The organism is Nocardioides caeni (assembly GCF_004912195.1).
Taxonomy (GTDB): domain Bacteria; phylum Actinomycetota; class Actinomycetes; order Propionibacteriales; family Nocardioidaceae; genus Nocardioides; species Nocardioides caeni.
Window position 1 is genome coordinate 479,462 of sequence record NZ_STGW01000001.1, and the last position, 20,020, is coordinate 499,481.

Consider the following 20,020-nt stretch of genomic DNA (forward strand, 5'->3'; position numbering starts at 1 on the left):
AGGCTCAACCGCCGGCTCAGCTGAGCCGGCGGATCGTGTGGCGCGGGACGCCGTCGTCGGCGGTGTCCGCGCCGACGTACTCCTGACCGCGGAGGCGGCACCAGGCCGGGACGTCGTGGCGCGCGGCCGGGTCGTCAGCGACGACGGCCAGCAGTTCCCCGACAGCCACGCCGGGCAGGGCCTTCGCCAGCGCGATGATCGGCCGGGGGCAGGGAAGGCCGCGGCAGTCGAGCTCGATCACAGTCCCGCCCTCCGCCGGATGCCCAGGACGACGTCGCCGAGGGCGGCACACAGTGCCCTCACGTGGTCGTCGGTGGTGTCGCGCGAGAGGGAGATGCGCACGTTGCCGTGGGTGAGCGCGCCCATCGCGGCCAGCACATGGCTCGGCTCGAGGCTGGAGGCGGTGCAGGCCGAGCCGGAAGCGACCGCGAAGCCCCGGCGCGCCAGCTCGGCGACCACCTCGTCGCCACCGACATAGAGCGCCGAGAAGGTCGCCAGGTGGGGGAGCCGGTCGGTGGGATGCCCGACCACCTCGACGTCGGGCAGCGCCCCCGCCGTCGCCCGGATCTCGTCGATCCAGGCGAACTGCCGTCGCCCCAGTTCCTCGGCCTCCGCGAGAACGGCCTGCAGGGCCGCCGCGGCGGCCAGCGCCGCCGGGACGTCCGGGAAGCCCGGGGACTCCGGCGTGTCCTCGCCCGGGAACGGGGTGGACCAGCGGGTCCCGCGGCGCACCGCGAGGACGCCCACGCCCGCGGGACCGCCCCACTTGTGGGCGGAGGCCGTCAGGACGTCCCAGTGCCGGGGGAGCGGGCCGTGCCCGACCGCGGCCGCCGCGTCCATCAGCAGCGGTACGCCGGCCGGCCGGTCGACCGCGTCGACGGGCTGCCGCGTGCCGACCTCCTGGTTGGCGGCCTGCAGCGCGATCACGCCGACCTCGGGGGCCATGGCCGCCCGGGCCAGCGCCTCGAGGTCGACCAGCCCGTGCCGATCGACGGGGATGCTCGACGTGGACGGGTGGGGGCGCCACGCCGCGGCGTGGAGCACCGAGGAGTGCTCCACCGCCCCGTGCACGACCCCGCGGCGGCCAGACGCCTCGGCCAGGCCGAGCAAGCCTCGGTGCACGGCCTCGGTCCCGGAGGCGGTGAAGGAGACCTCGTCGGGATAGACGTCGAGGCACTCCGCGACCACAGCGCGCGCGTTCTCGAGCAGCAGTCGCGCATCTCGACCGGCGCCGTGGAGCCGCCGCGGATCGCCGTACCCCCGGTCGAGCGCAGCGAGCAGCGTGTCCCGCGCGGCGGGGTGCAGGCGGGTCGAGGAGGCGCTGTCGAAGTAGACCTCCGGCTCACTGGTCACGTCCCGACCCTATGCCCGGTCCTCCGCCGCCCGCCGGCCGAGCGGGCCCGAGCGCGACGCGGTCCGAAACGACCCACCCCGCAACCCGAGCGGGGCTGCTCTCCGCTAGTGTTCGCAGTGTTCTGACCCCTGAGAGGAAGGCTCGTTCGTGGGCTGGTGGCACCCCGAGCGCACGCGGCTTCCGCAGCGACGTCTTCGTCGCGCGATCCCGCTCGCCGGATTCGTCGTACTCGCGTCCGCCTTGACGGGCTGCTCCACCGACACCCAGTGGGAGCGGTTCGGCATGCCCGAGATCACGACGGTGCAGGGTGAGCACATCCTGCACCTGTGGCAGGGGGCCTGGATCGCCGCGCTGGTCACCGGCGTGATCACCTGGGCGCTGATCATCGGTGTCCCGATCTGGTTCCGTCGCCGCAGCGACGACGAGGTCCCGGTGCAGACGCGCTACAACCTCCCGATCGAGATCTTCTACACGATCTTCCCGGTCATCATGGTCATCGCGTTCTTCTCGCAGACCGTGCGCGTGCAGAACGTCGCGCTCGAGCACGTCGAGGACCCCGACGTCGTCGTCACGGTCGTCGGCCAGAAGTGGCAGTGGACGTTCAACTACCCCCACGACGGCGAGAACGTCTTCGTCTCCGGCACCGGTGACGACATCCCGCAGCTCGTGATCCCGGTCGACAAGACCATCGAGTTCGAGCTCTACAGCCCCGACGTCATCCACAACTTCGGCATCCCGGCCTTCGCGATGCGCATGGACGTCGTCCCCGGCAACAACAACTCCTACCAGGTCACGCCGACCGAGATCGGCGTCTACGACGGCAAGTGCTACGAGCTGTGTGGCGCCTACCACTCGCGGATGCTGTTCACCGTCGCGGTGGTCTCCGAGGCCGACTACGAGGCCTACCTCGATGACCTGGCTGCCAGCGAGGACACGTCCTCCGACGAGCCGATCAAGGGCGGCAAGTACGCCGAGGAGCTCATCACCACCGGCGAGCACGACGACGAGCACGAGGGAGGACACGAGTGACCACCGTCGCCCGCTCCGCTGACGGAGCCGAGCGCAAGCCGCTCGGCCAGCAGATCGTCCGGGTCATGACGACCACGGACCACAAGCTGATCGGCAACCTGTACTTCGGTACGGCCATCTTCTGGTTCATCGCCGGCGGCATCATGGCGCTGCTGATCCGCTCCGAGCTCGCCTACCCGGGCAGCCAGGTCGTCAACGAGGAGCTCTACAACCAGCTCTTCACCATGCACGGCACGATCATGCTGCTGCTGTTCGCGACGCCACTGTTCTTCGGGTTCGGCAATGCGATCATGCCGCTGCAGATCGGCGCGCCCGACGTCGCGTTCCCGCGACTCAACATGTTCAGCTACTGGCTCTACCTGTTCGGCGGCCTCATCGCCGGCGCGGGCTTCCTCACCCCGCAGGGCGCCGCGTCCTTCGGCTGGTTCGCCTACACGCCGCTGTCCGACTCGGTCAACAGCCCCGGCGTCGGCGGTGACCTGTGGATCATGGGTCTGTGGATGGGTGGTCTCGGCACCATCCTCGGTGGCGTCAACTTCATCACCACCATCATCTGCATGCGTGCCCCCGGCATGACCATGTTCCGGATGCCGATCTTCACCTGGACGGTGCTGATCACCGCGATCCTCGTGCTGGTGGCCTTCCCGATCCTCGCCGGCGCGCTGCTCTCGCTCGAGGCCGACCGACAACTCGGCGCCCACGTCTTCGACACCTCACACGGTGGCGCGATCCTCTGGCAACACCTGTTCTGGTTCTTCGGGCACCCAGAGGTCTACATCATCGCCTTGCCGTTCTTCGGCATCATCTCCGAGATCCTGCCGGTCTTCAGTCGCAAGCCGATCTTCGGCTACGTCGGCCTCGTCGGCGCGACCCTCGGCATCGCGATCCTGTCGGTCGCCGTCTGGGCGCACCACATGTTCGTCACAGGATCGGTCAACCTGGCGTTCTTCTCAGGCATGACCTTCCTCATCGCCGTGCCGACAGGCGTGAAGTTCTTCAACTGGATCGGCACCATGTGGGGCGGATCAGTACGCATGGACACACCCATGCTCTGGTCGATCGGCTTCCTGACGACCTTCCTCTTCGGTGGCCTCACCGGCATCATCCTGGCCAGCCCGCCGCTGGACTTCCACGTGTCCGACTCCTACTTCGTGGTGGCGCACTTCCACTACACGGTGTTCGGCACGGTCGTCTTCGCGATGTTCGCCGGCTTCTACTTCTGGTGGCCCAAGCTCACCGGTCGGATGCTCGACGAGCGGCTCGGCAAGATCCACTTCTGGCTGCTGTTCATCGGCTTCCACACCACGTTCCTCATCCAGCACTGGCTGGGCATCGAGGGCATGCCGCGCCGCTACGCCGACTACCTGCCCAGCGACAACTGGGAGGGCATGAACCAGATCTCCACGATCGGTGCCTTCCTCCTGGCCTCGTCGATGCTGCCGTTCTTCTACAACGTCTACGTCTCGCGGAAGTCCCCGCTCGTCAACACCGACGACCCGTGGGGCTGGGGTCGGTCGCTGGAGTGGGCCACGAGCTGCCCGCCGCCGCGCCACAACTTCCACTCGATCCCGCGGATCCGCTCGGAGTCGCCGGCGTTCGACCTCCACCACCCGGAGATCGCGGCCATCGAGATGTACGACAACCCCGCTGAGGCCGACGGCAGCGTCGGTGACCTCCCGGACACCAACGGCCGCGCCGAGCACCTCGCGGAGCAGATGGACAAGAAGGACGGAGACGCCTGATGAAGGTCGAAACCTGGATCTTCGGCGTGACCACCGTCTTCCTGGTGCTGGTCAGCCCGGCCTACTGGTTCATCACCGACGCCGACAACCAGTGCGGCGAGGCGAGCTGCGCCGACTGGACCGGCACCTCCGCGCTGGTCATGACCACGCTGCTCTGCGCCATGGTGACCCTCTACCTCGGGTTCCACGCCCGACGGATGGATGCGCGCCCCGAGGACCTGCAGGACGCTGAGATCGCGGACGGCGCCGGTGAGCTCGGCTTCTTCCCGCCGTACTCCTGGTGGCCGCTGTGGTGTGCCCTCACCCTGGGCGTGATGGTCTTCGCCCTCGCCGTCCTCGCGTGGTGGCTGTTCATCATCGGGATCGTGCTCGGCGCGCTCGCAGTCTCGGGCTGGATCTTCGAGTACTACCGAGGCGACTACGCACACTGATTGATGGCGCGAGCGCGTCGTCCCATCGAGCCCCGCCGCACGGACCCTTCGGGCCCGCGGGCGGGGCTCGATGCCGCTTCGCGGCAGGACGCCGCGCTGCCGCGCCGCGGTTGTCTTCCGTAGGTCCTGCCTTGGCCTGGCGGCAAGCCGACTCTGCAGGTCGAGAGTGCGCAAGCGCTGTGGCGCCGGACGGTCGAACCCAACCGTCGGCGCCTGGGGCGCCGGGTGGGCGGAACCCGAGCGACGGCGCCTGCGGCGCCGGACGGACAACCCCGGACGGCGCATCGGGGTGCCCTCGGCTGGACCGACGAGTCTGTTCGCAGCACGGTGGCCGAGGGCGGGGTCCCCGCTCTGCGCCGTCCGGGGTTGATCCGGGAGGCGCCGCAGGCGCCGACCCCCGAGGGTTGGTCCGGGAGGCGCCGCAGGCGCCGACTCCCCGGGGACGGCCCGAGAGGCGCCGCCGGCGCTCCATGTGACCACGGCGACACGGTCCGGCGAGTCGGTTCGACAGGGTGTCACGGTTACCCTAGATCGGTGTTGCGCACCCATCGCCACCTGAGTGGCTCCATCGCTGCTGTCGCCGTGCTCGGTCTGGTGGCCAGCGGCTGCGACGGCACGGGCTTCGCGCCCGGCGGAGACGACGAGGCGGGGGATGCCGTGAGCGCGGGGTCGACGCCCGCGACCATCACGATCAACGTGCGCGACGCCGCCACCGACATCTCCGTGGACACGCTCGTCCGGGTCGCTGCTGCCGACGGGACGCTGTCGAAGGTCACGGTGAGCTCCAAGGCCGGTCCCGTCAGTGGCCGACTGGTGCAGGGCGGGGCACGCTGGGTCGCGCAGGACCGGCTCGAGCCTGACGCCCGCTATCGGATCGTCGCCACCGCGGAGGGATCCGACGGCGCGGTCGTCGAGAGCACCACGACCTTCCGGACCCGGGCGCTGAGCCTCGACGAGCAGACCTACCCGTCGGTGGCCCCGCTCGACGGCGAGACCGTCGGGGTCGGGATGCCGGTCGTCGTCACCTTCGACCTCCCGGTGACGGACAAGGCGACCTTCGAGAAGAACATGACCGTGACCTCGGCGCCTTCCCAGCGTGGCTCGTGGCGCTGGGTCAGCGACACCGAGGCCCACTGGCGCCCCAAGGCCTACTGGAAGGCCGGCACCGAGGTGAGTGTCGACATCGACATCAACGGCGTCGACGCCGGCGGCGGCATCTACGGCCAGGAGGACCGCGACATCGACTTCTCCGTCGGTGACGCCCACGTCTACCGCGTCGACGCCCGGACCCACCAGATGAAGGTCTTCGAGAACGGAAAGCTGCTCCGCACGCTGCCGATCACGACGGGCAAGCCGGGCTTCACCACCCGCTCCGGGGTCAAGGTGATCATGGAGAAGTTCGAGTCCCGCCGGATGAACTCCGAGACCGTCGGCATCCCGCAGGGATCGGCCGAGGCCTACGACATCGACGACGTCCAGTGGGCGATGAGGCTGACGAGCTCGGGGGAGTTCATCCACGCTGCGCCCTGGTCGGTCGGCTCACAAGGACAGGCCAACGTCTCCCACGGGTGCACCGGCATGAGCACCGCCAATGCGGAGTGGCTCTATGGCATGACCCGCCGCGGCGACGTCGTCGAGACCGTCGGCACCGACCGGTCCATGGAGCCCGACAATGGCTACGGCGACTGGAACATCGCGTGGGCCGACTACGTCGAGGGCTCCGCGCTCGACTGACAGCGCCGATCACGGCTCGGTCGAGCACCTAGGTTCCGGAGAAGACGAAGGGCGCCGCTCCCCGTGGGGGAGCGGCGCCCTTCGGCGCTCTGCGTCAGTGACCCTCGGTCGGACCGTGCCGGTTGGGGCCGGCCTCGATCTGCGAGTCGAGCTCGTGCAGCTCGTGCTCGGCATGGTGCTGCGCGTCGTGCAGCTCCGCCGCGGTCGGCTTCTGCACGTTGTCGGCGAAGAACAGCCGGGCCAGCTTGGCGCGGATCTTGCGGATCCGGGTCTGGCGGGCGGGCAGGCCCATCGCGTCGATCTCCTCGTCGGTCTCCGGCACCGGGTCACGGTCGCGGGCCGTGATCGCGTAGGCCTGGCTCTCCGGGAGCGGCAGGTGCTTCTCGGCGTACGCGCCCTCCGGCGACCGCACCAGGACACCCGACTCGAAGCCGTGGAGCAGCTTCTCGTCCGAGTGCCGCTGGAGCGAGATGCACCAGCGACGGGCGATGATGAACGCGATCACCGGTCCGATGAAGACCGCAGCACGCATGAAGTACGTGATCTGGTTGATGCTCAGGTGCATCTTGATCGCGATGATGTCGTTGCCGCCCGCGGCCCAGGAGAGGCCGTAGAAGGTCATCAGCGCGACCATGATCGCGGTGCGCGTCGGAACGTCCCGCGGACGCTGGAGCAGGTGGTGCTCCCGCTTGTCGCCGGTGATCCACGCCTCCAGGAAGGGGAGCGCGATCAGGATCATCAGGAACAGCGGCGGCGCGACCAGGATCGGCAGCATCACGTTCCAGGACAGGGTGATGCCCCAGATGTGCGTCTCCCAGGCCGGGATGATGCGCAGGAGGCCGTCGGGCCAGCCCATGTACCAGTCAGGCTGCGAGCCGGCGGTGACCTTGGACGGGTCGTAGGGGCCGTACTTCCAGACCGCGTTGATCGAGAACAGGCCACCCATCAGGGCGATCACGCCGAACACGATGAAGAAGAAGCCACCGGCCTTGGCCATGTAGACCGGGAGCATCGGGTAGCCGACGACGTTCTCCTCGGTGCGGCCGGGCCCGGGCCACTGCGTGTGCTTGTGGTAGACGAGCAGCAGCATGTGGGCCGCGATCAGCGCCAGGATCAGCGCGGGCAGCAGCAGGATGTGCGCCATGTAGAACCGGGGGATGATCGAGTCACCCGGGAACTCGCCGCCGAAGATGAAGAACGACATGTAGGTGCCGACCACGGGGGAGGCCTTCATGAAGCCGTCCGCGGCGCGGACACCGGTGCCGGAGAGCAGGTCGTCGGGCAGCGAGTAGCCGGTGAAGCCCTCGATCGTCCCGAGCAGCAGCAGCAGGCAGCCGATGACCCAGTTGAGCTCGCGCGGCTTGCGGAACGCGCCTGTGAAGTAGACGCGCATCAGGTGGATCATCATCGACGCGACGAAGATCGCCGCCGCCCAGTGGTGCATCTGCCGCACCAGCAGGCCGCCGCGGACGTCGAAGGAGATGTCCAGCGTCGAGGCCATCGCCGACGACATGTGCACGCCGCGCAGCGGGTCGTAGGACCCGTTGTAGTAGACCTCGGTCATGCTCGGGTCGAACCAGAGCGTCAGGAACGTGCCCGTCAGCAGCAGGACGACGAAGCTCCACAGCGCGATCTCGCCGAGCATGAAGGACCAGTGGTCCGGGAAGACCTTGCGCAGGTTCTTCTTCATGGCGGTGCCGAGACCGAGCCGCTCATCAGCCCAGTTGGCGATCGCTCCGGCGGCCTTGGGGCCCTGGGGCGTGGCCGGGGTCGAACCGTTGGTGGAAGCCACCTTGCTCACATCAACGCTCATAGTAGTCACGCTCCCAGAAGCTCGGGCCGACCGGCTCGTCGAAGTCGCTCTGGGCGACCAGGTATCCCTCGGAGTCCACCGTGATCGGCAGCTGCGGCAGCGGGCGTCCCGCGGGGCCGAAGACCACCTTGCCGGAGTCCGACAGGTCGAACGTGGACTGGTGACACGGGCAGAGCAGGTGGTGGGTGGTCCGCTCGTTGAGGGAGATCGGGCAACCGACGTGGGTGCAGATCTTCGAGTAGGCGACGATGCCCTCGTGGGTCCAGTTCTCGCGGCTCTCGCCCTTGGCGTCCTTGCCGGGCTTGATGTCCCCGGGGGACATCCGCAGCAGGATCAGCGAGGCCTTCGACTTGTGGACCTGGAGGGCGATGCCCTCCACCTCCGCCGGGTCGATGTCGTAGCGCTCGGGGTTGTGCAGCGCGTCGGGCTGGCAGTTGACCAGGTCACCGATCTCGAGGTCGGAGGCCAGGATCGGCGTCCAGATGCCGTCGCGGACGATGCGCATCGGGTGCTCGGCGGTGCCGTCGCCCCAGATCGTGTGGTAGAGCTTGTCGACCGGCAGGGGACCGAGGTCGCGCAGCATGACGACGGTCGGCACGCCCAGCAGGCCCACGGCGCCGATGAGCGAGTTGCGGATCAGCGGACGTCGACCGATGCCGGACTCCTCGAGGCCGGCAGCCAGTGCCTGAAGGGTGCCCTCGCGGTCCTCGTCGCTGGACCGCGCCGGGTGGCGCAGCTCGGAGATCTCCACGTCACCCATGAGCTTGCGGGCCCAGTGGATGATGCCGATGCCGATGAACAGCAGCGCCAGACCCAGGGTGCCGCCCAGCGCCATCGTCGAGGCGCCGAAGCCGCCGACCACGTGCCAGTTGTCACCGATGTCGAGGGTGAAGTAGGCGACGGCGAACAGGATCGTGCTCACGGCGGAGAGGCCGAAGAAGGCCACGACCTGGAGCTCGGCGCGCCGCTCCTTGGCGGGGTCGACGTCGGTCGGACGCCACGTGTGCTCAGGCAGACCGGGGTCGGGGATCGGCTCGTTGGGCACGAGCTCCCCGCCGTGGTCGTCGTTGTTGTGTGCGTCGCTCACGCTGCCGCCTCGTCCTTCTTCTTGCTCGAGCGGGTGGTGTGGGCCGCGATCCAGACGGCGAAGCCGACCAGGCCGCCGAGACCGACGAGCCAGGCGATGATGCCCTCGCTGACCGGGCCGAGACCGCCGAAGGTGAAGCCGCTGTAGCTCGGCGCCTCGTTGAGGGTCGTGAGGTAGGCGATGACGGCCTTCTTGTCGTCGGGCGGGATGTTGCCGTCGGAGAAGGTGTCCATCGACTGCGGGCCGGTCAGCATGGCCTCGTAGATGTGCTTGGGGTCGACGTCGCGGATCTTCGGCGCGTAGCCACCGCGCGGCATGGCGCCGCCCGAGCCCTCGAAGTTGTGGCATGCCGTGCAGTTGGCGAGGAAGATCTGGCCGCCGCGGACGACGTACTCGTTCCACTCGTCCTCCGGCACGGTCTCCGGGTCATAGAGTTCGCCGTCCGGGATGGTCGGACCGGTGCCGAGGGAGCCAACGTAGGCCGCCAGAGCCGCGATCTCCTCCTCGGTGTAGACGACCTCCTTGCGAGGCGCCTGCGAACCGGGCTGGGCCATCGGCATGCGGCCCGTGCCGACCTGGAAGTCGACCGCGGCCTCTCCCACGTCGGTGAGCGCGGGGCCGTACTGCGAGCCGCCCTGGGTCAGGACGCCCTCGCCGTTCTGGCCGTGGCAGAACGCGCAGCCCACCAGGAAGAGCTCTCGGCCCTCCTGGACGAGGGCTGCGTTGTCGGCGTCGTCGTCAGCCTGGGCGGGAGCCAGCGCGGCGTAGAGGCCGCCGGTGAGCAGCAGCCCACACAGCAGCACCAGGACGCCAGCGATCGGACCGCGGCGGTGCCGCGAGAGGCGACCGGCGGATCGGTTCAGAAGTCGCACGTGTAGTCCTTCGATTCCGGTGCGGTCACTTGACGAGGTAGATCGTGGCGAACAGGCCGATCCACACGACGTCGACGAAGTGCCAGTAGTAGGACACGACGATCGCGCTGACCGCCTGCTCGTGGGTGAAACGACGGGCGACGTAGGTGCGTCCCAGGACGAACAGGAACGCGATCAGACCGCCGGTCACGTGGATGCCGTGGAAGCCGGTGGTCAGGTAGAACATCGTGCCGTAGGCGTCGTTGGGGATCGTCACGCCGTGGTGGATCAGCTCGGCGTACTCCAGCGCCTGGCCACCGATGAAGATCGCACCCATGACGTAGGTGACGATGAACCACTCACGCAGGCCGTACTTGCCGACCTGCAGGAGCGAGCCGGCGCGGCTCACCTGGCCCCGCTCGGCGGCGAACACGCCCAGCTGGCAGGTGAAGGACGACAGCACCAGGATCGTGGTGTTGATCGAGGCGAACGGCACGTTCAGCAGCTCGGTGTTGTCCGCCCACATCTCCGGGGAGACCGAGCGGATCGTGAAGTACGACGCGAACAGGGCCGCGAAGAACATGAGCTCGCTGGACAGCCAGATGATCGTGCCGACCGCGACCATGCTGGGTCGGTCGTGCTGGCCGTGCAGCCGTGAGGCTGGGAGGGTTGCCGAAGCTGAGATCGCCACGGGCGCCATTATGGCGGTTCCCGTCGCCGACGGCATCTCGACCCCCCGTTATGGCGAGTTGGCGCGCCCGCTTACGCTCGTGGACGCCGATCACGGGCCCACCTGAGGTTCGCCGGCACGGTTCAGGAGGTCGCAGTGGGTCCGCTCGTGGTCGCCGCGTCGGACGCGGCCCTCGACCTGCCGGCCTTCGATCTCGGTGTCGTGTTCAGCGAGTGGGGCCTCGTGCCGATGTCGGTCATCGTCACGGTGTGGGGCATCGGCCTCTATGCCCTCGGGGTGGTCGCGATGAGGCGTCGCGGCGACCGCTGGCCGGTCGGCCGGAGCATTGCCTGGGGCGTCGGCATGGCCGCCTTCTACTTCGCGACCTCGTCCGGCCTGGCCGCCTACGACACGGTGCTGCTGAGCGCCCACATGGTCCAGCACATGGTGCTGTCGATGGTCGTGCCGCTGTCGCTCGCCCTCGGCGCTCCCGTCACCCTGGCGCTGCGGACACTGCCCGGGACGCCCCGCAAGTGGCTGCTGGTGCTGCTGCACTCCCGGCTCGCCAAGGTGCTCGGATTCCCCCCACTGGCCTTCGCGCTCTACGTGCTCTCGCCGTGGGCGCTCTACTTCACCGGCTGGTACGACGCCTCGCTCGACTCCACCTACGTGCACGAGATGATGCACGTCCACCTCGTGGCGGTCGGCGCGCTCTTCTTCTGGCCGATCGTCGGCGTCGACCCGCTGCCCGGCCGGGTCGCACACCCCTTCCGGGTGCTGCTGACGGTGATGACGCTGCCGTTCCATGCCTTCCTCGGCGTCACCATCATGGGTCAGTCGACGCTCCTCGGCGGCGACCACTACCCGTCGCTGCACGACGGGCCGATGGGCTCGTGGCTGCCCGATCCCTTCGACGACCAGAACCTCGCCGGCGGCATCCTCTGGGGAGCCGGGGACCTCGTGGGTGTCGTGTTCTTCGTCGTGCTCTTCATCCAGTGGGTGAAATCGTCGATGAAGGAGGCCGAGCGCGAGGACCGGCGCCTCGACCGGCTCGAGCGCCAGCAACGACTGGCCGCCACAGGGGACCCGACGCCACCGCGGCGCGCCAGCGAGTAGCATCACGCGGGTGGCTTCCACCAACACGCTGAAGGTGCTCGTCTACAGCGACGACGTGCACACCCGCGAGCAGGTGATCCTGGCCCTCGGCCGGCGTCCCCACCCTGACCTGCCCGAGGTCGAGTACGTCGAGGTGGCGACCGAGCCGGTCGTCATCCAGCAGATGGACGGCGGCCAGATCGCGCTCGCCGTGCTCGACGGTGAGGCCGTGCCGGCGGGTGGCATGGGCATCGCCAAGCAGCTCAAGGACGAGATCGTCGACTGCCCGCCCGTCGTCGTACTCACGGGGCGGCCGCAGGACGCCTGGCTGGCGACCTGGTCGCGGGCCGAGGCGGCAGTGCCGCACCCGCTGGACCCGATCCAGCTCGCCGAAGCCGTGGTCTCGCTGCTGCGCTCGCGCGTCCCCGCGTGAGCTCCGCTGCCGACGGCCGCCCGATGAGCTGGCCGGACCTCCTCGACGCGCTCGTCCGTGGGGAGGACCTCATGCCGGAGCACGCCACGTGGGCGATGGAGCAGATCCTCGCCGGCGAGGCGACGCCGGTGCAGATCGCGGGATTCGCCGTCGCCATGCGCGCCAAGGGCGAGACCAGCGCCGAGCTCTCCGGACTCGTCGAGGCGATGTATGCGGTCGCGACCCCGATCTCGGTCGGCGGTCGCACCCTCGACGTGGTCGGCACGGGCGGTGACCGGTCCTTCTCGGTCAACGTGTCGACGATGTCGGCGATCGTCGCGGCCGGTGCCGGCGCGAAGGTCGTCAAGCACGGCAACAGGTCCGCCTCGTCACAGGCCGGGACCGCCGACGTCCTCGAGCAGCTCGGGGTCCGGCTCGACCTCCCGGTCGAGCGCGTCGCCGCCGTGGCCGACGAGGCGGGCATCACCTTCTGCTTCGCCGCGGCGTTCCACCCGGCGCTGCGTCACGCCGCCGTCCCGCGGCGGGAGCTCGGCATCGGCACGCTCTTCAACCTGCTCGGCCCGCTCGCCAACCCGGTCCGGCCCGCCGCGCAGGCCATCGGCTGTGCGTTCGAGGGCAAGGCCCCGGTCATGGCCGGGGTGTTCGCGCGCCGGGGCGTCGATGCCTGGGTCTTCCGCGGCGATGACGGCCTCGACGAGCTGACGACCACCACGACCTCCCAGGTCTGGATCGCCACCGGTGGTCAGGTGAGCGCCACGACGATCGACCCGCTGGACTTCGGCATCGCCCGGGCCAGTGCGGAGGATCTCCGGGGCGGCGACGCGGCGCACAACGCGGGCGTCGTACGACGGATGCTGGCGGGGGAGACCGGCGCCGTCCGCGATGCCGTCCTCCTCAACGCCGGCGCCGCCCTCGCCGTCTACGACGCGCCCGGTGCGCCGGTCGCCGAGGCGCTCGCGACGGGCATCGCCCGCGCCGCTGAGGCCATCGACTCCGGCGCGGCCGTCGCGACGCTTGAACGCTGGGTCGCCTTCGCCAACGGCTGATGCAGGTTCGGGTCAGTCCAGGCCGATGGAAAACGCCGCCTCCAGGTCGTGGCGGGAGTAGGCCCGGTAGGCGATGTGGGTTTCGGTGTCGACGACTCCAGGGACCTTGTTGAGCCGGTCGGCCACGACGGTGGCGATCTCGTCGTGGGTGCGTACCCGGACCAGTGCGATCAGGTCGATCTGGCCCGTCACCGAGTAGACCTCGCTCACGCCGTCGAGTGCTGCGATCGCGGCGGCCACCTCGGGGATCCGCGCGGTCTCGGCCTGGACGAACACGATGGCGGTGATCATGCGCTCACTCTAGGCCCGGGCGGGGCGACGATCGGGAGATGGCGCCCGGCGCCCTGGACCGGGCAGCTCCACTCGCCGACGACGTCGATGAGCCGCACGCCTGGTGCCTCCAGCCAGCGCAGGACGCGCTCGCTCTCCTCGGCAGTCGCCGCGGGGGTGGGCCCGATCTCGGCGACGACGGTCTCCGCCGTCTGCCGCAGCCCCTCGACATAGGCGATGGCGTCGGCGCCCGGGGGGATGACTCCGGCCGCAGCGAGGCGGCCGTGGCGGGCGATGTGGACTGCCCACGCCCCCGTCTCCTCGCGACGTGCGGCGACCACCTCGCGGCAACGAGTGAGCGCGGTGAGGCGTTGGGACCGCGCAGCAGCGCGCAGGAGGTCGGCGAGCCGGTCGCGGTGCACCGCGGCCTCCTCGAAGCGCTCCTGGTCAGACAGCGCACTCATCCGCGCCTCGATCAGGTCGACGACGTCGTCCGGCCGGCGCAGGAGGTTGTCCTGCACCTGGCGGACGACGGCCGCGTAGGTGGAGGAGTCGATGCTGCCGTCGCACGGGGACAGGCAGCGCTCCATCTCCGCCAGGACGCACGCCGATCGCGAGGGTTTCCGCCCGAGCCGGTCGCTGCACTGTCTGATCGGGAAGACCTCGTGCAGCGCCGCCAGGGAGCTCTCAGCCGCTCCTCGGGAGGAGAACGGACCGACGTAGTCCGCGTCGTCGTCGAGCACCTTGCGGACGAGGGAGAGTCGGGGCCACACCTCGCGGGTGAGCTTGAGCCAGGTCACCTTCTCGGGATGACGGGAGCGCCGGTTGAAGGGAGGCTTGTGCTCGGCGATCAGCCTGAGCTCGCGCACCTCGGCCTCCAGGGGAGTGGCGCAGGTGATGCCGGTGACCGTGGTCGCCAGCCCGACCATCTGTCCCATCCGGCTGCGCTTCTCCGAGGCGGTGAAGTAAGAGCGGACCCGGCGTCGCAGGTCGCGGGACGTGCCGATGTAGAGGACTCGGCCGGCGTCGTCCTGGAACAGGTAGACGCCGGGGGCGTGGGGGAGCCGGTCGGCGAGGTGTCGCTTGCGGCGGGTGCTGGCGGCCACCTTCACGCTGTAGGACTGCAGCTCCTCGAGCGTGTGCACGCCGAGACCGCCCAGCCGGCCGATGAGACCGTGCAGCACGTCGACGGTCGCACGGGCGTCGGCGAGCGCACGGTGGTTGGGCGTGGTGCTCGCGCGGAAGACCCTCGCGAGCGAGGACAGCTTGTGGTTGGGCGCCTCGTCGCGAGTGACCACATGGCGGGCGAGGCGCACGGTGTCCAGCACCTCGAAGTCGGGCCACGCGAGCTGCTGCTGAGTGGCGAAGTGACGGAGGAAGCCCACGTCGAACCGCGCATTGTGAGCGACCAGGACCGAGCCGGCGGCAAATTCGAGGAACGCCGGCAACGCCGAGGAGATGGGCGGAGCGTCGGCGACCATCGGGTTCGTGATGCCGGTGAGGACGGCGATGAACGCCGGGATCGCGGTCTGCGGGTTGACCAGGGTCTGGAACTCACCGAGCACCTCGCCCCCGCGCACCTTGACCGCACCGATCTCGGTGATCATGTCCCCGTCGGCGACCGAGCCGCCGGTGGTCTCGAGATCGACGACGCAGAACGTCACCTCGCGCAGGGGGCGACCGAGCTCGTCGAACGAGCGCTGCTCGTCCCAGCGGGCAGGAGGGACTGGCTCGGCACTCATGGGCACGACGTTAGGTGGGCCCGCCGACGCAACCGATGAGCCCGCGCCCGGCCGGTGGGCCGGGTTTGTGTCGGCACCTCCTGTGACCCTCGCTCCATGACGACGAGAATCGATTGCGACACCTGTGTGGTGCGCGGCCTGGCGTGTCACGACTGCGTCGTGACCGTGCTGCTGGGCCCGCCGCCCGAGCTGGTGATCGACGACGAGGAGCTGCGGGCGCTGGACGCGCTCGCTGGCGCGGGTCTGGTGCCACCGCTACGGCTGGTCCGGCCTGTCGACGGCCCCGAGGTGGAGTCGGCCTGAATCCAAGCTGGGCCCGGCGGAGGGCTTGGGGAAGGCGGGGCGTGCGGACACGTGTGGGACAGATGTGATCTGCGCCTCATGATCCGTGTCCACAACACACCGCGGCGGGTTTGGTGTGGGTCCTCGGCACCACTAGGCTGCCCGTTCAGGTGTTCGTGGAAGTGGGTCGACCGGCCCGCGCGGATGCCGCGCTGAGTCCGAAGCCACCCGTGGCAGAGGAGCCGGGGAACCAACACTTCTGGGGTGAATCCCGTGCGAGGCGCACTGCCGGCGACCTAGCAGTCGGAGGCGGGGCGAGGAGCACGGGTAGGGCAAGTCGTGCCCGAATCCGTCAGCTCACCCGGTAGGCGTACGACACTGGAGGGACCGCCAGCACGTGCTGAACGGCCGCAAGCGCATCACCGCAACACTCGCATCGCTCGCCCTCAGCGGCACGATCGTGATGAGCGTGACCAGTTCTTCCACCCCGGCCCAGGCCGAGCCCGACATCGACACCGTGCGTGACCGCGTCGAGAAGCTCCTGCACCAGGCCGAGCAGGCGTCGGAGCGCTACAACGACGCTCGCCTGGAGCTCACGGAGCTCAACCGCGAGCTGGACTCGCTGGAGGCAGACCAAGGTCGGCAGGACGAGGCACTCGCCGGCGTCCGCGACGACGTTCGCGACGCAGCCATCCGTCGCTACCAGAGCGGTGGCCTCGGAGCCACCGGCGAGCTCTTGGCATCCGACAGCCAGGGCTTCCTGGACGAGCTGTCCACGCAGACGACCGTCGACGGGTTGCACGAGTCGCTTCTCGCCGACTACGACACCGAGCTCGAGGCCTCGAGCCTGCGGCGCAACCAGACCGAGCGACGGCGTGACGACATCGAGGAGCTCGAGGAGCGCCTCGAGGACGAGAAGCAGGTCGCCGACGACAAGCTCGCCGAGGCGGAGAGCCTGCTGTCCCGTCTCGAGGAGGAGGAGCGCGCCGAGATCCTCTCGCGCGGCGGCTACCGGGCCCCCGATGCCTCCTCGATCGACGCGTCGGGGCGGGCCAAGGCCGCCATCGCCTACGCCCTCGCCCAGGTCGGCGACGCCTACGTGTTCGGCGCGGCAGGCCCCAACGCCTTCGACTGCTCCGGCCTGACGATGATGGCCTACGCCCAGGCCGGTGTCAGCCTGCCGCACTCCTCGCGGGCCCAGGCCGGCTCCGGAACTCCCGTTGCGAAGAGCCAGCTCCAGCCGGGTGACCTCGTCTTCTACTACAGCCCGATCAGCCACGTGGGGATCTACCTCGGCAACGGCATGATCGTCCACGCGGCCAATCCCGGGGCCGGCGTGAAGGTCTCGAGCGTCGACGAGATGCCGTATGCCGGTGCGGTGCGACCTGGCTGAGCACAGCTCACGACGCCGTTCCGCGTGGAGTGGCCTCGTACTCGTACTGCTCTCCCTCGCCGGCGCAGCCTGCTCGGCCGACGAGTACGTCGCGCCGCCGCCCTCGGCGTCGATGGAGATCGTCGACGCCGGCCAGGCGGCAACGTCGCTCGCAACGCTCCAACGCGCGGCCGTTGATGGCGATCTCGGCGCGGCTGAGGAGCTCGGCGCCGACACGGAGGCTGCCGCGCTGCTCGGCGACATCGTCGCCAACGCGGTCGACCTGGGACTGTCGGACGTCACCTTCACCTATGTGACGGAGACGGGGGAGACGTCGGGCGACGACGGCTGGACGGCCCTCGTCGCAGTCACGTGGCGGATCGACGGGTTCGACGAGGCGTCGGCGCGCACCGAGCTGCCCGTCCACTTCGCCGACGGCGGCAGGTCGATCGAGGCTCTGGGAGACGACTCCGCCCGCCTGCCGGTGTGGCTCTCGGACCGGGTGGGCTCGCGGAGATCGCCCGACGCGCTGGTGTTCGGCGTCGCCTCGGACAAGGAGCTGGCGATCTACGACCGCCAGATCCGACGGGCGATCACCGAGATCCGCGGCGTCATCGGCGGTGACGAACGCGTGGTCGTCGAGGTCCCGGCTGACACCGGATCCCTCGACCGGGCGCTGGACGTCGCATCGGGCACCTACGCCTCGATCGCCGCGGTGACCGCCCCCGTCGACGGGTCGCGCACCGAGCAGAGTCCTGTCCACGTGTTCGTGAACCCGGCTGTCTACGACGCCATGGACCCGGTCGCCGCTCAGGTCGTCGCCACCCACGAGGTGGTCCACGCCGTCACCGGCGCTGTCCTGGCCCAGACCGCTCCGCTGTGGCTGGTGGAAGGATTCGCCGACTACGTCGCGCTGCGCGACCTCGACCTGCCGATCAGCAGGACCGCCGGTCAGCTCATCGACGCGGTCGAGGCCGACGGTGTCCCCGACTCCCTTCCTGCCGACAGTGAGTTCGACCCCGCCTCGGGCCACCTCGGTGTGGTCTATGAGGCTGCCTGGCAGGTCGTCGTGACCCTGGCCGAGCAGGGCGGCGAGACCGCGGTCGTCGAGTTCTACCGTGCCGTCCTCGGTGGCGCCGACGTGGCCACGGAGCTGGTCGACAGGTTCGGCTGGACCGAGGCAGACCTGACTGCCGGATGGCAGTTGCGGGTGGCCGGCCTCGGCTGATGCCGACGGCTGCGAAAGACTGCCCGGATGGACACACGCCCCGCCCTCGACCGGGTGGCACTCGGGACCGTGATCATCGGCGGTGCGATCTTCTTCCTCCTCGCCGTTACCCAGGTGCCGTGGGAGCCCGTGCCCGGCGGTCGGCCCGAGGCGGTTCCGGCGACGTCGGTGTTCACCGACGACCAGATCGCCCGGGCGGAGCACTTCGCCCGCTGGGCCCGGGCATGGAGCTGGTCCTCGCTCGTGGTCTCCCTCGCGGTCGCGTGCTGGCTCGGCTTCGGGCGTCGTGGACGGGGCCTCGTCGAGCGGATCCCCGGCTGGTGGTGGCTGCGAGTCATCGCTGCGGTGGTGGCGCTCACGGCCGTCGGCCGCCTCGTGACGTTGCCCTTCGGGATCGCCTCGCGACAGCTGAGGCTCGACGAGGGGCTCGCCGCCGGCAGTTGGGCGGCCTGGGGCACCGACCTCCTGACCGCGGACGCGGTCACCGTGATCGGAACCTCGCTGGCGTTGATCGGTGCTGTCGGCTGCGCGCGTCGCTGGACCCGAGCGTGGCCGGCCATCGTGGGCGTGGGGGCCGCGGTCCTCGTCATGATCGGTTCGTTCGTCTATCCGCTGGTCGTCGAGCCGCTGTTCAACGACTTCGAGTCCCTCCCGGACGGATCCCTGCGGTCAGGCGTGCTCGCCCTCGCGGAGGCCGAGGATGTCGAGGTGGACGACGTCCTCGTCGCTGACGCGTCCCGACGTACGACGACGCTCAACGCCTATGTGTCGGGATTCGGGCACACCCGTCGCGTGGTGCTCTATGACAACCTCGTCAACGGCACACCGCAGGCGGAGACCTTGTCGGTGGTGGCGCACGAGCTTGCCCACGCCAAGCACGACGACGTGGTGACCGGGACGATGCTCGGCGCGGCGGGCGCCATGCTGGGCGTCGGCCTGCTCGGGCTGGTGCTCCAGTCCGGCCGCCGGCGGGGGATGGCCGACGTCGGATCGGTGCCGCTCGTGCTGGCCCTTGTCGCGCTGGCGACGGTCGTCACGGCGCCGGTGCAGAACGGGATCAGCCGTCAGATCGAGATCCGGGCAGACCAGACGGCCCTGGCGGTGACGAACGATCCCGACGCCTTCGTCGATCTCCAGCGCCGTCTCGCCGTGCGCTCCCATGCCGACCCCACACCTCCGGCGTGGTCACAGTGGTGGTTTGGTTCGCATCCCACGGTGTTAGAGAGAGTCGGAATGGCGACCGATCTCAGGGAGTCCAGTCGACCGAGGTGAAGAGCGCCGTGACATCCTGACCGAGGAATCCGACGACCGCGATGATGACACCCGCGATGAGGCTGGCCAGCAGTGCGTACTCAACCGCTGTTGCGCCGCGATCCGGTGCTGGGGCCGGCTCTTGGGCAGTCGTGAGGCCCAGTGTCATGACGTCATCTTTCCTGTCGATGTGCCCGACTTATGCCGACGGCCGCGCTGTCAGTCGTGACAGCGCGGCCGTTGGTGACCATTGGCAGGCGATCAGCCCTGGTCGCCGTTGATCTCGTTCTCGACGCCGTCGAAGGCGCCGAGGATGTCCTGGCCCAGGAATCCGACGACGAGGATGATGACGCCAGCGATGAGGGCGACCAGCAGGCCGTACTCGACGGCGGTCGCGCCACGCTCGTCCGACTTGGCGAGGCGGGCGTTGAGCAGGATGTTGAGGTACTGGATCATCGGGGTGCTCCTTGCACTGGTTGCTTCTCTGTGTCCCCGGGGAGTCCTCCCCGATGACGAGAACTCTGCCGCATCTGGGCGTCCCCTGTATCGGGAGTTCGTCTCGTCCCCCCTAGTCACTTCTGACTAGCGGG

At 69.5% G+C, this 20,020-nt stretch carries 21 protein-coding genes and 1 riboswitch; of the genes, 11 read left to right on the forward strand and 10 right to left on the reverse strand.

Annotation, left to right across the window (positions count from 1 at the left end; genetic code table 11):
* Positions 1–16 precede the first annotated feature (16 nt).
* Positions 17–241, reverse strand: a complete 225-nt coding sequence (locus tag E9934_RS02380; RefSeq protein ID WP_136561201.1) for a sulfurtransferase TusA family protein — start codon at positions 239–241, stop codon at positions 17–19.
* Positions 238–1,353, reverse strand: coding sequence for a cysteine desulfurase family protein (locus tag E9934_RS02385; protein ID WP_136561202.1), 1,116 nt, complete (start codon positions 1,351–1,353; stop codon positions 238–240). Before E9934_RS02385 ends, E9934_RS02380 begins: the two co-directional genes overlap by 4 nt.
* Positions 1,354–1,501: 148 nt before the next feature.
* Here E9934_RS02385 and ctaC point away from each other — a divergent pair, with 148 nt between their 5' ends.
* The 4 genes from ctaC (at position 1,502) to E9934_RS02405 (ending at position 6,290) form a co-directional block, all read left to right on the forward strand.
* Positions 1,502–2,383 (forward strand): aa3-type cytochrome oxidase subunit II, encoded by an 882-nt coding sequence (ctaC, locus tag E9934_RS02390; protein WP_238694705.1) that lies wholly within the window; start codon positions 1,502–1,504, stop codon positions 2,381–2,383.
* Complete coding sequence (gene ctaD, locus E9934_RS02395; protein WP_449289781.1) at positions 2,380–4,125, forward strand: aa3-type cytochrome oxidase subunit I; 1,746 nt, start codon at positions 2,380–2,382, stop codon at positions 4,123–4,125. The genes ctaC and ctaD overlap by 4 nt, the downstream gene beginning before the upstream one ends.
* A complete protein-coding gene (locus E9934_RS02400) occupies positions 4,125–4,556 on the forward strand; it encodes a cytochrome c oxidase subunit 4 (RefSeq protein WP_136561203.1) in 432 nt (143 codons plus the stop codon). The genes ctaD and E9934_RS02400 overlap by 1 nt, the downstream gene beginning before the upstream one ends.
* Before the next feature lie 534 nt (positions 4,557–5,090).
* Positions 5,091–6,290, forward strand: a complete 1,200-nt coding sequence (locus tag E9934_RS02405) for a L,D-transpeptidase (protein ID WP_238694706.1) — start codon at positions 5,091–5,093, stop codon at positions 6,288–6,290.
* Positions 6,291–6,384: 94 nt separating this feature from the next.
* Here the strand turns inward: E9934_RS02405 and qcrB are convergent, their stop codons facing one another.
* The 4 genes from qcrB to ctaE are packed head-to-tail and all read right to left on the reverse strand — an operon-like array spanning position 6,385 to position 10,741.
* Positions 6,385–8,103, reverse strand: a complete 1,719-nt coding sequence (qcrB, locus tag E9934_RS02410; RefSeq protein ID WP_136561204.1) for a cytochrome bc1 complex cytochrome b subunit — start codon at positions 8,101–8,103, stop codon at positions 6,385–6,387.
* Positions 8,093–9,190, reverse strand: a complete 1,098-nt coding sequence (gene qcrA, locus E9934_RS02415) for a cytochrome bc1 complex Rieske iron-sulfur subunit (RefSeq protein ID WP_136561205.1) — start codon at positions 9,188–9,190, stop codon at positions 8,093–8,095. Before qcrA ends, qcrB begins: the two co-directional genes overlap by 11 nt.
* Positions 9,187–10,062 carry a cytochrome bc1 complex diheme cytochrome c subunit gene (qcrC, locus tag E9934_RS02420; protein ID WP_136561206.1) on the reverse strand — a complete coding sequence of 292 codons (876 nt, stop codon included), beginning with the start codon at positions 10,060–10,062 and terminating at the stop codon, positions 9,187–9,189. Before qcrC ends, qcrA begins: the two co-directional genes overlap by 4 nt.
* A gap of 25 nt (positions 10,063–10,087) precedes the next feature.
* Entirely contained in the window at positions 10,088–10,741 is a 654-nt protein-coding gene (gene ctaE / locus E9934_RS02425) for an aa3-type cytochrome oxidase subunit III (RefSeq protein WP_136561207.1), read from the reverse strand.
* A gap of 126 nt (positions 10,742–10,867) precedes the next feature.
* Here ctaE and E9934_RS02430 point away from each other — a divergent pair, with 126 nt between their 5' ends.
* Genes E9934_RS02430 through trpD form a run of 3 tightly spaced genes read left to right on the forward strand, consistent with a single transcriptional unit; the run spans position 10,868 to position 13,285 of the window.
* Positions 10,868–11,827, forward strand: a complete 960-nt coding sequence (locus E9934_RS02430; protein WP_238694707.1) for a cytochrome c oxidase assembly protein — start codon at positions 10,868–10,870, stop codon at positions 11,825–11,827.
* A 10-nt stretch (positions 11,828–11,837) separates the two neighbouring features.
* Positions 11,838–12,239, forward strand: coding sequence for an Rv3143 family two-component system response regulator (locus tag E9934_RS02435; RefSeq protein WP_193556857.1), 402 nt, complete (start codon positions 11,838–11,840; stop codon positions 12,237–12,239).
* Positions 12,240–12,262: 23 nt separating this feature from the next.
* Complete coding sequence (gene trpD, locus E9934_RS02440; protein ID WP_136561497.1) at positions 12,263–13,285, forward strand: anthranilate phosphoribosyltransferase; 1,023 nt, start codon at positions 12,263–12,265, stop codon at positions 13,283–13,285.
* Between the two features lie 12 nt (positions 13,286–13,297).
* On the opposite strand, the gene E9934_RS02445 is transcribed toward trpD, so the two are convergent.
* The gene (locus E9934_RS02445; protein WP_136561210.1) at positions 13,298–13,576 is read right to left on the reverse strand and encodes an Lrp/AsnC family transcriptional regulator; all 279 of its coding nucleotides are present in this window, start codon (positions 13,574–13,576) and stop codon (positions 13,298–13,300) included.
* Positions 13,573–15,297 carry a DEDD exonuclease domain-containing protein gene (locus E9934_RS02450; RefSeq protein WP_136561211.1) on the reverse strand — a complete coding sequence of 575 codons (1,725 nt, stop codon included), beginning with the start codon at positions 15,295–15,297 and terminating at the stop codon, positions 13,573–13,575. The genes E9934_RS02445 and E9934_RS02450 overlap by 4 nt, the downstream gene beginning before the upstream one ends.
* A 96-nt stretch (positions 15,298–15,393) precedes the next feature.
* Between E9934_RS02450 and E9934_RS02455 the strand changes: the two genes are divergently transcribed.
* The 4 genes from E9934_RS02455 to E9934_RS02470 all read left to right on the forward strand — a co-directional run bounded on the left by E9934_RS02455 (position 15,394) and on the right by E9934_RS02470 (position 19,451).
* On the forward strand, positions 15,394–15,600 hold the full coding sequence (locus E9934_RS02455) for a hypothetical protein (RefSeq protein WP_136561212.1): 207 nt from the start codon (positions 15,394–15,396) through the stop codon (positions 15,598–15,600).
* A 179-nt stretch (positions 15,601–15,779) separates the two neighbouring features.
* Positions 15,780–15,965, forward strand: a riboswitch (cyclic di-AMP (ydaO/yuaA leader).
* Between the two features lie 77 nt (positions 15,966–16,042).
* Positions 16,043–16,972 carry a C40 family peptidase gene (locus E9934_RS02460; RefSeq protein ID WP_136561498.1) on the forward strand — a complete coding sequence of 310 codons (930 nt, stop codon included), beginning with the start codon at positions 16,043–16,045 and terminating at the stop codon, positions 16,970–16,972.
* Entirely contained in the window at positions 16,947–18,179 is a 1,233-nt protein-coding gene (locus E9934_RS02465) for a hypothetical protein (protein WP_136561213.1), read from the forward strand. The genes E9934_RS02460 and E9934_RS02465 overlap by 26 nt, the downstream gene beginning before the upstream one ends.
* 27 nt (positions 18,180–18,206) lie before the next feature.
* On the forward strand, positions 18,207–19,451 hold the full coding sequence (locus E9934_RS02470; protein WP_136561214.1) for a M48 family metallopeptidase: 1,245 nt from the start codon (positions 18,207–18,209) through the stop codon (positions 19,449–19,451).
* Here the strand turns inward: E9934_RS02470 and E9934_RS02475 are convergent.
* Together E9934_RS02475 and E9934_RS02480 are read right to left on the reverse strand one after the other, a co-directional pair.
* Positions 19,426–19,599 carry a Flp family type IVb pilin gene (locus tag E9934_RS02475; protein WP_136561215.1) on the reverse strand — a complete coding sequence of 58 codons (174 nt, stop codon included), beginning with the start codon at positions 19,597–19,599 and terminating at the stop codon, positions 19,426–19,428. The genes E9934_RS02470 and E9934_RS02475 overlap by 26 nt on opposite strands.
* Before the next feature lie 92 nt (positions 19,600–19,691).
* Positions 19,692–19,886 (reverse strand): Flp family type IVb pilin, encoded by a 195-nt coding sequence (locus E9934_RS02480; protein ID WP_136561216.1) that lies wholly within the window; start codon positions 19,884–19,886, stop codon positions 19,692–19,694.
* Positions 19,887–20,020: the final 134 nt, after the last annotated feature.

Coding starts and splice junctions, on each gene's coding strand:
- E9934_RS02400 (WP_136561203.1), top strand. CDS start 4,125: ATGAAGGTCGAAACCTGGATCTTCGGCGTGACCACCGTCTTCCTGGTG.
- qcrB (WP_136561204.1), bottom strand. CDS start 8,103: ATGAGCGTTGATGTGAGCAAGGTGGCTTCCACCAACGGTTCGACCCCG.
- ctaE (WP_136561207.1), bottom strand. CDS start 10,741: ATGGCGCCCGTGGCGATCTCAGCTTCGGCAACCCTCCCAGCCTCACGG.
- trpD (WP_136561497.1), top strand. CDS start 12,263: ATGAGCTGGCCGGACCTCCTCGACGCGCTCGTCCGTGGGGAGGACCTC.
- E9934_RS02445 (WP_136561210.1), bottom strand. CDS start 13,576: ATGATCACCGCCATCGTGTTCGTCCAGGCCGAGACCGCGCGGATCCCC.
- E9934_RS02450 (WP_136561211.1), bottom strand. CDS start 15,297: ATGAGTGCCGAGCCAGTCCCTCCTGCCCGCTGGGACGAGCAGCGCTCG.
- E9934_RS02455 (WP_136561212.1), top strand. CDS start 15,394: ATGACGACGAGAATCGATTGCGACACCTGTGTGGTGCGCGGCCTGGCG.
- E9934_RS02460 (WP_136561498.1), top strand. CDS start 16,043: ATGAGCGTGACCAGTTCTTCCACCCCGGCCCAGGCCGAGCCCGACATC.
- E9934_RS02465 (WP_136561213.1), top strand. CDS start 16,947: ATGCCGGTGCGGTGCGACCTGGCTGAGCACAGCTCACGACGCCGTTCC.
- E9934_RS02470 (WP_136561214.1), top strand. CDS start 18,207: ATGGACACACGCCCCGCCCTCGACCGGGTGGCACTCGGGACCGTGATC.
- E9934_RS02475 (WP_136561215.1), bottom strand. CDS start 19,599: ATGACACTGGGCCTCACGACTGCCCAAGAGCCGGCCCCAGCACCGGAT.
- E9934_RS02480 (WP_136561216.1), bottom strand. CDS start 19,886: ATGATCCAGTACCTCAACATCCTGCTCAACGCCCGCCTCGCCAAGTCG.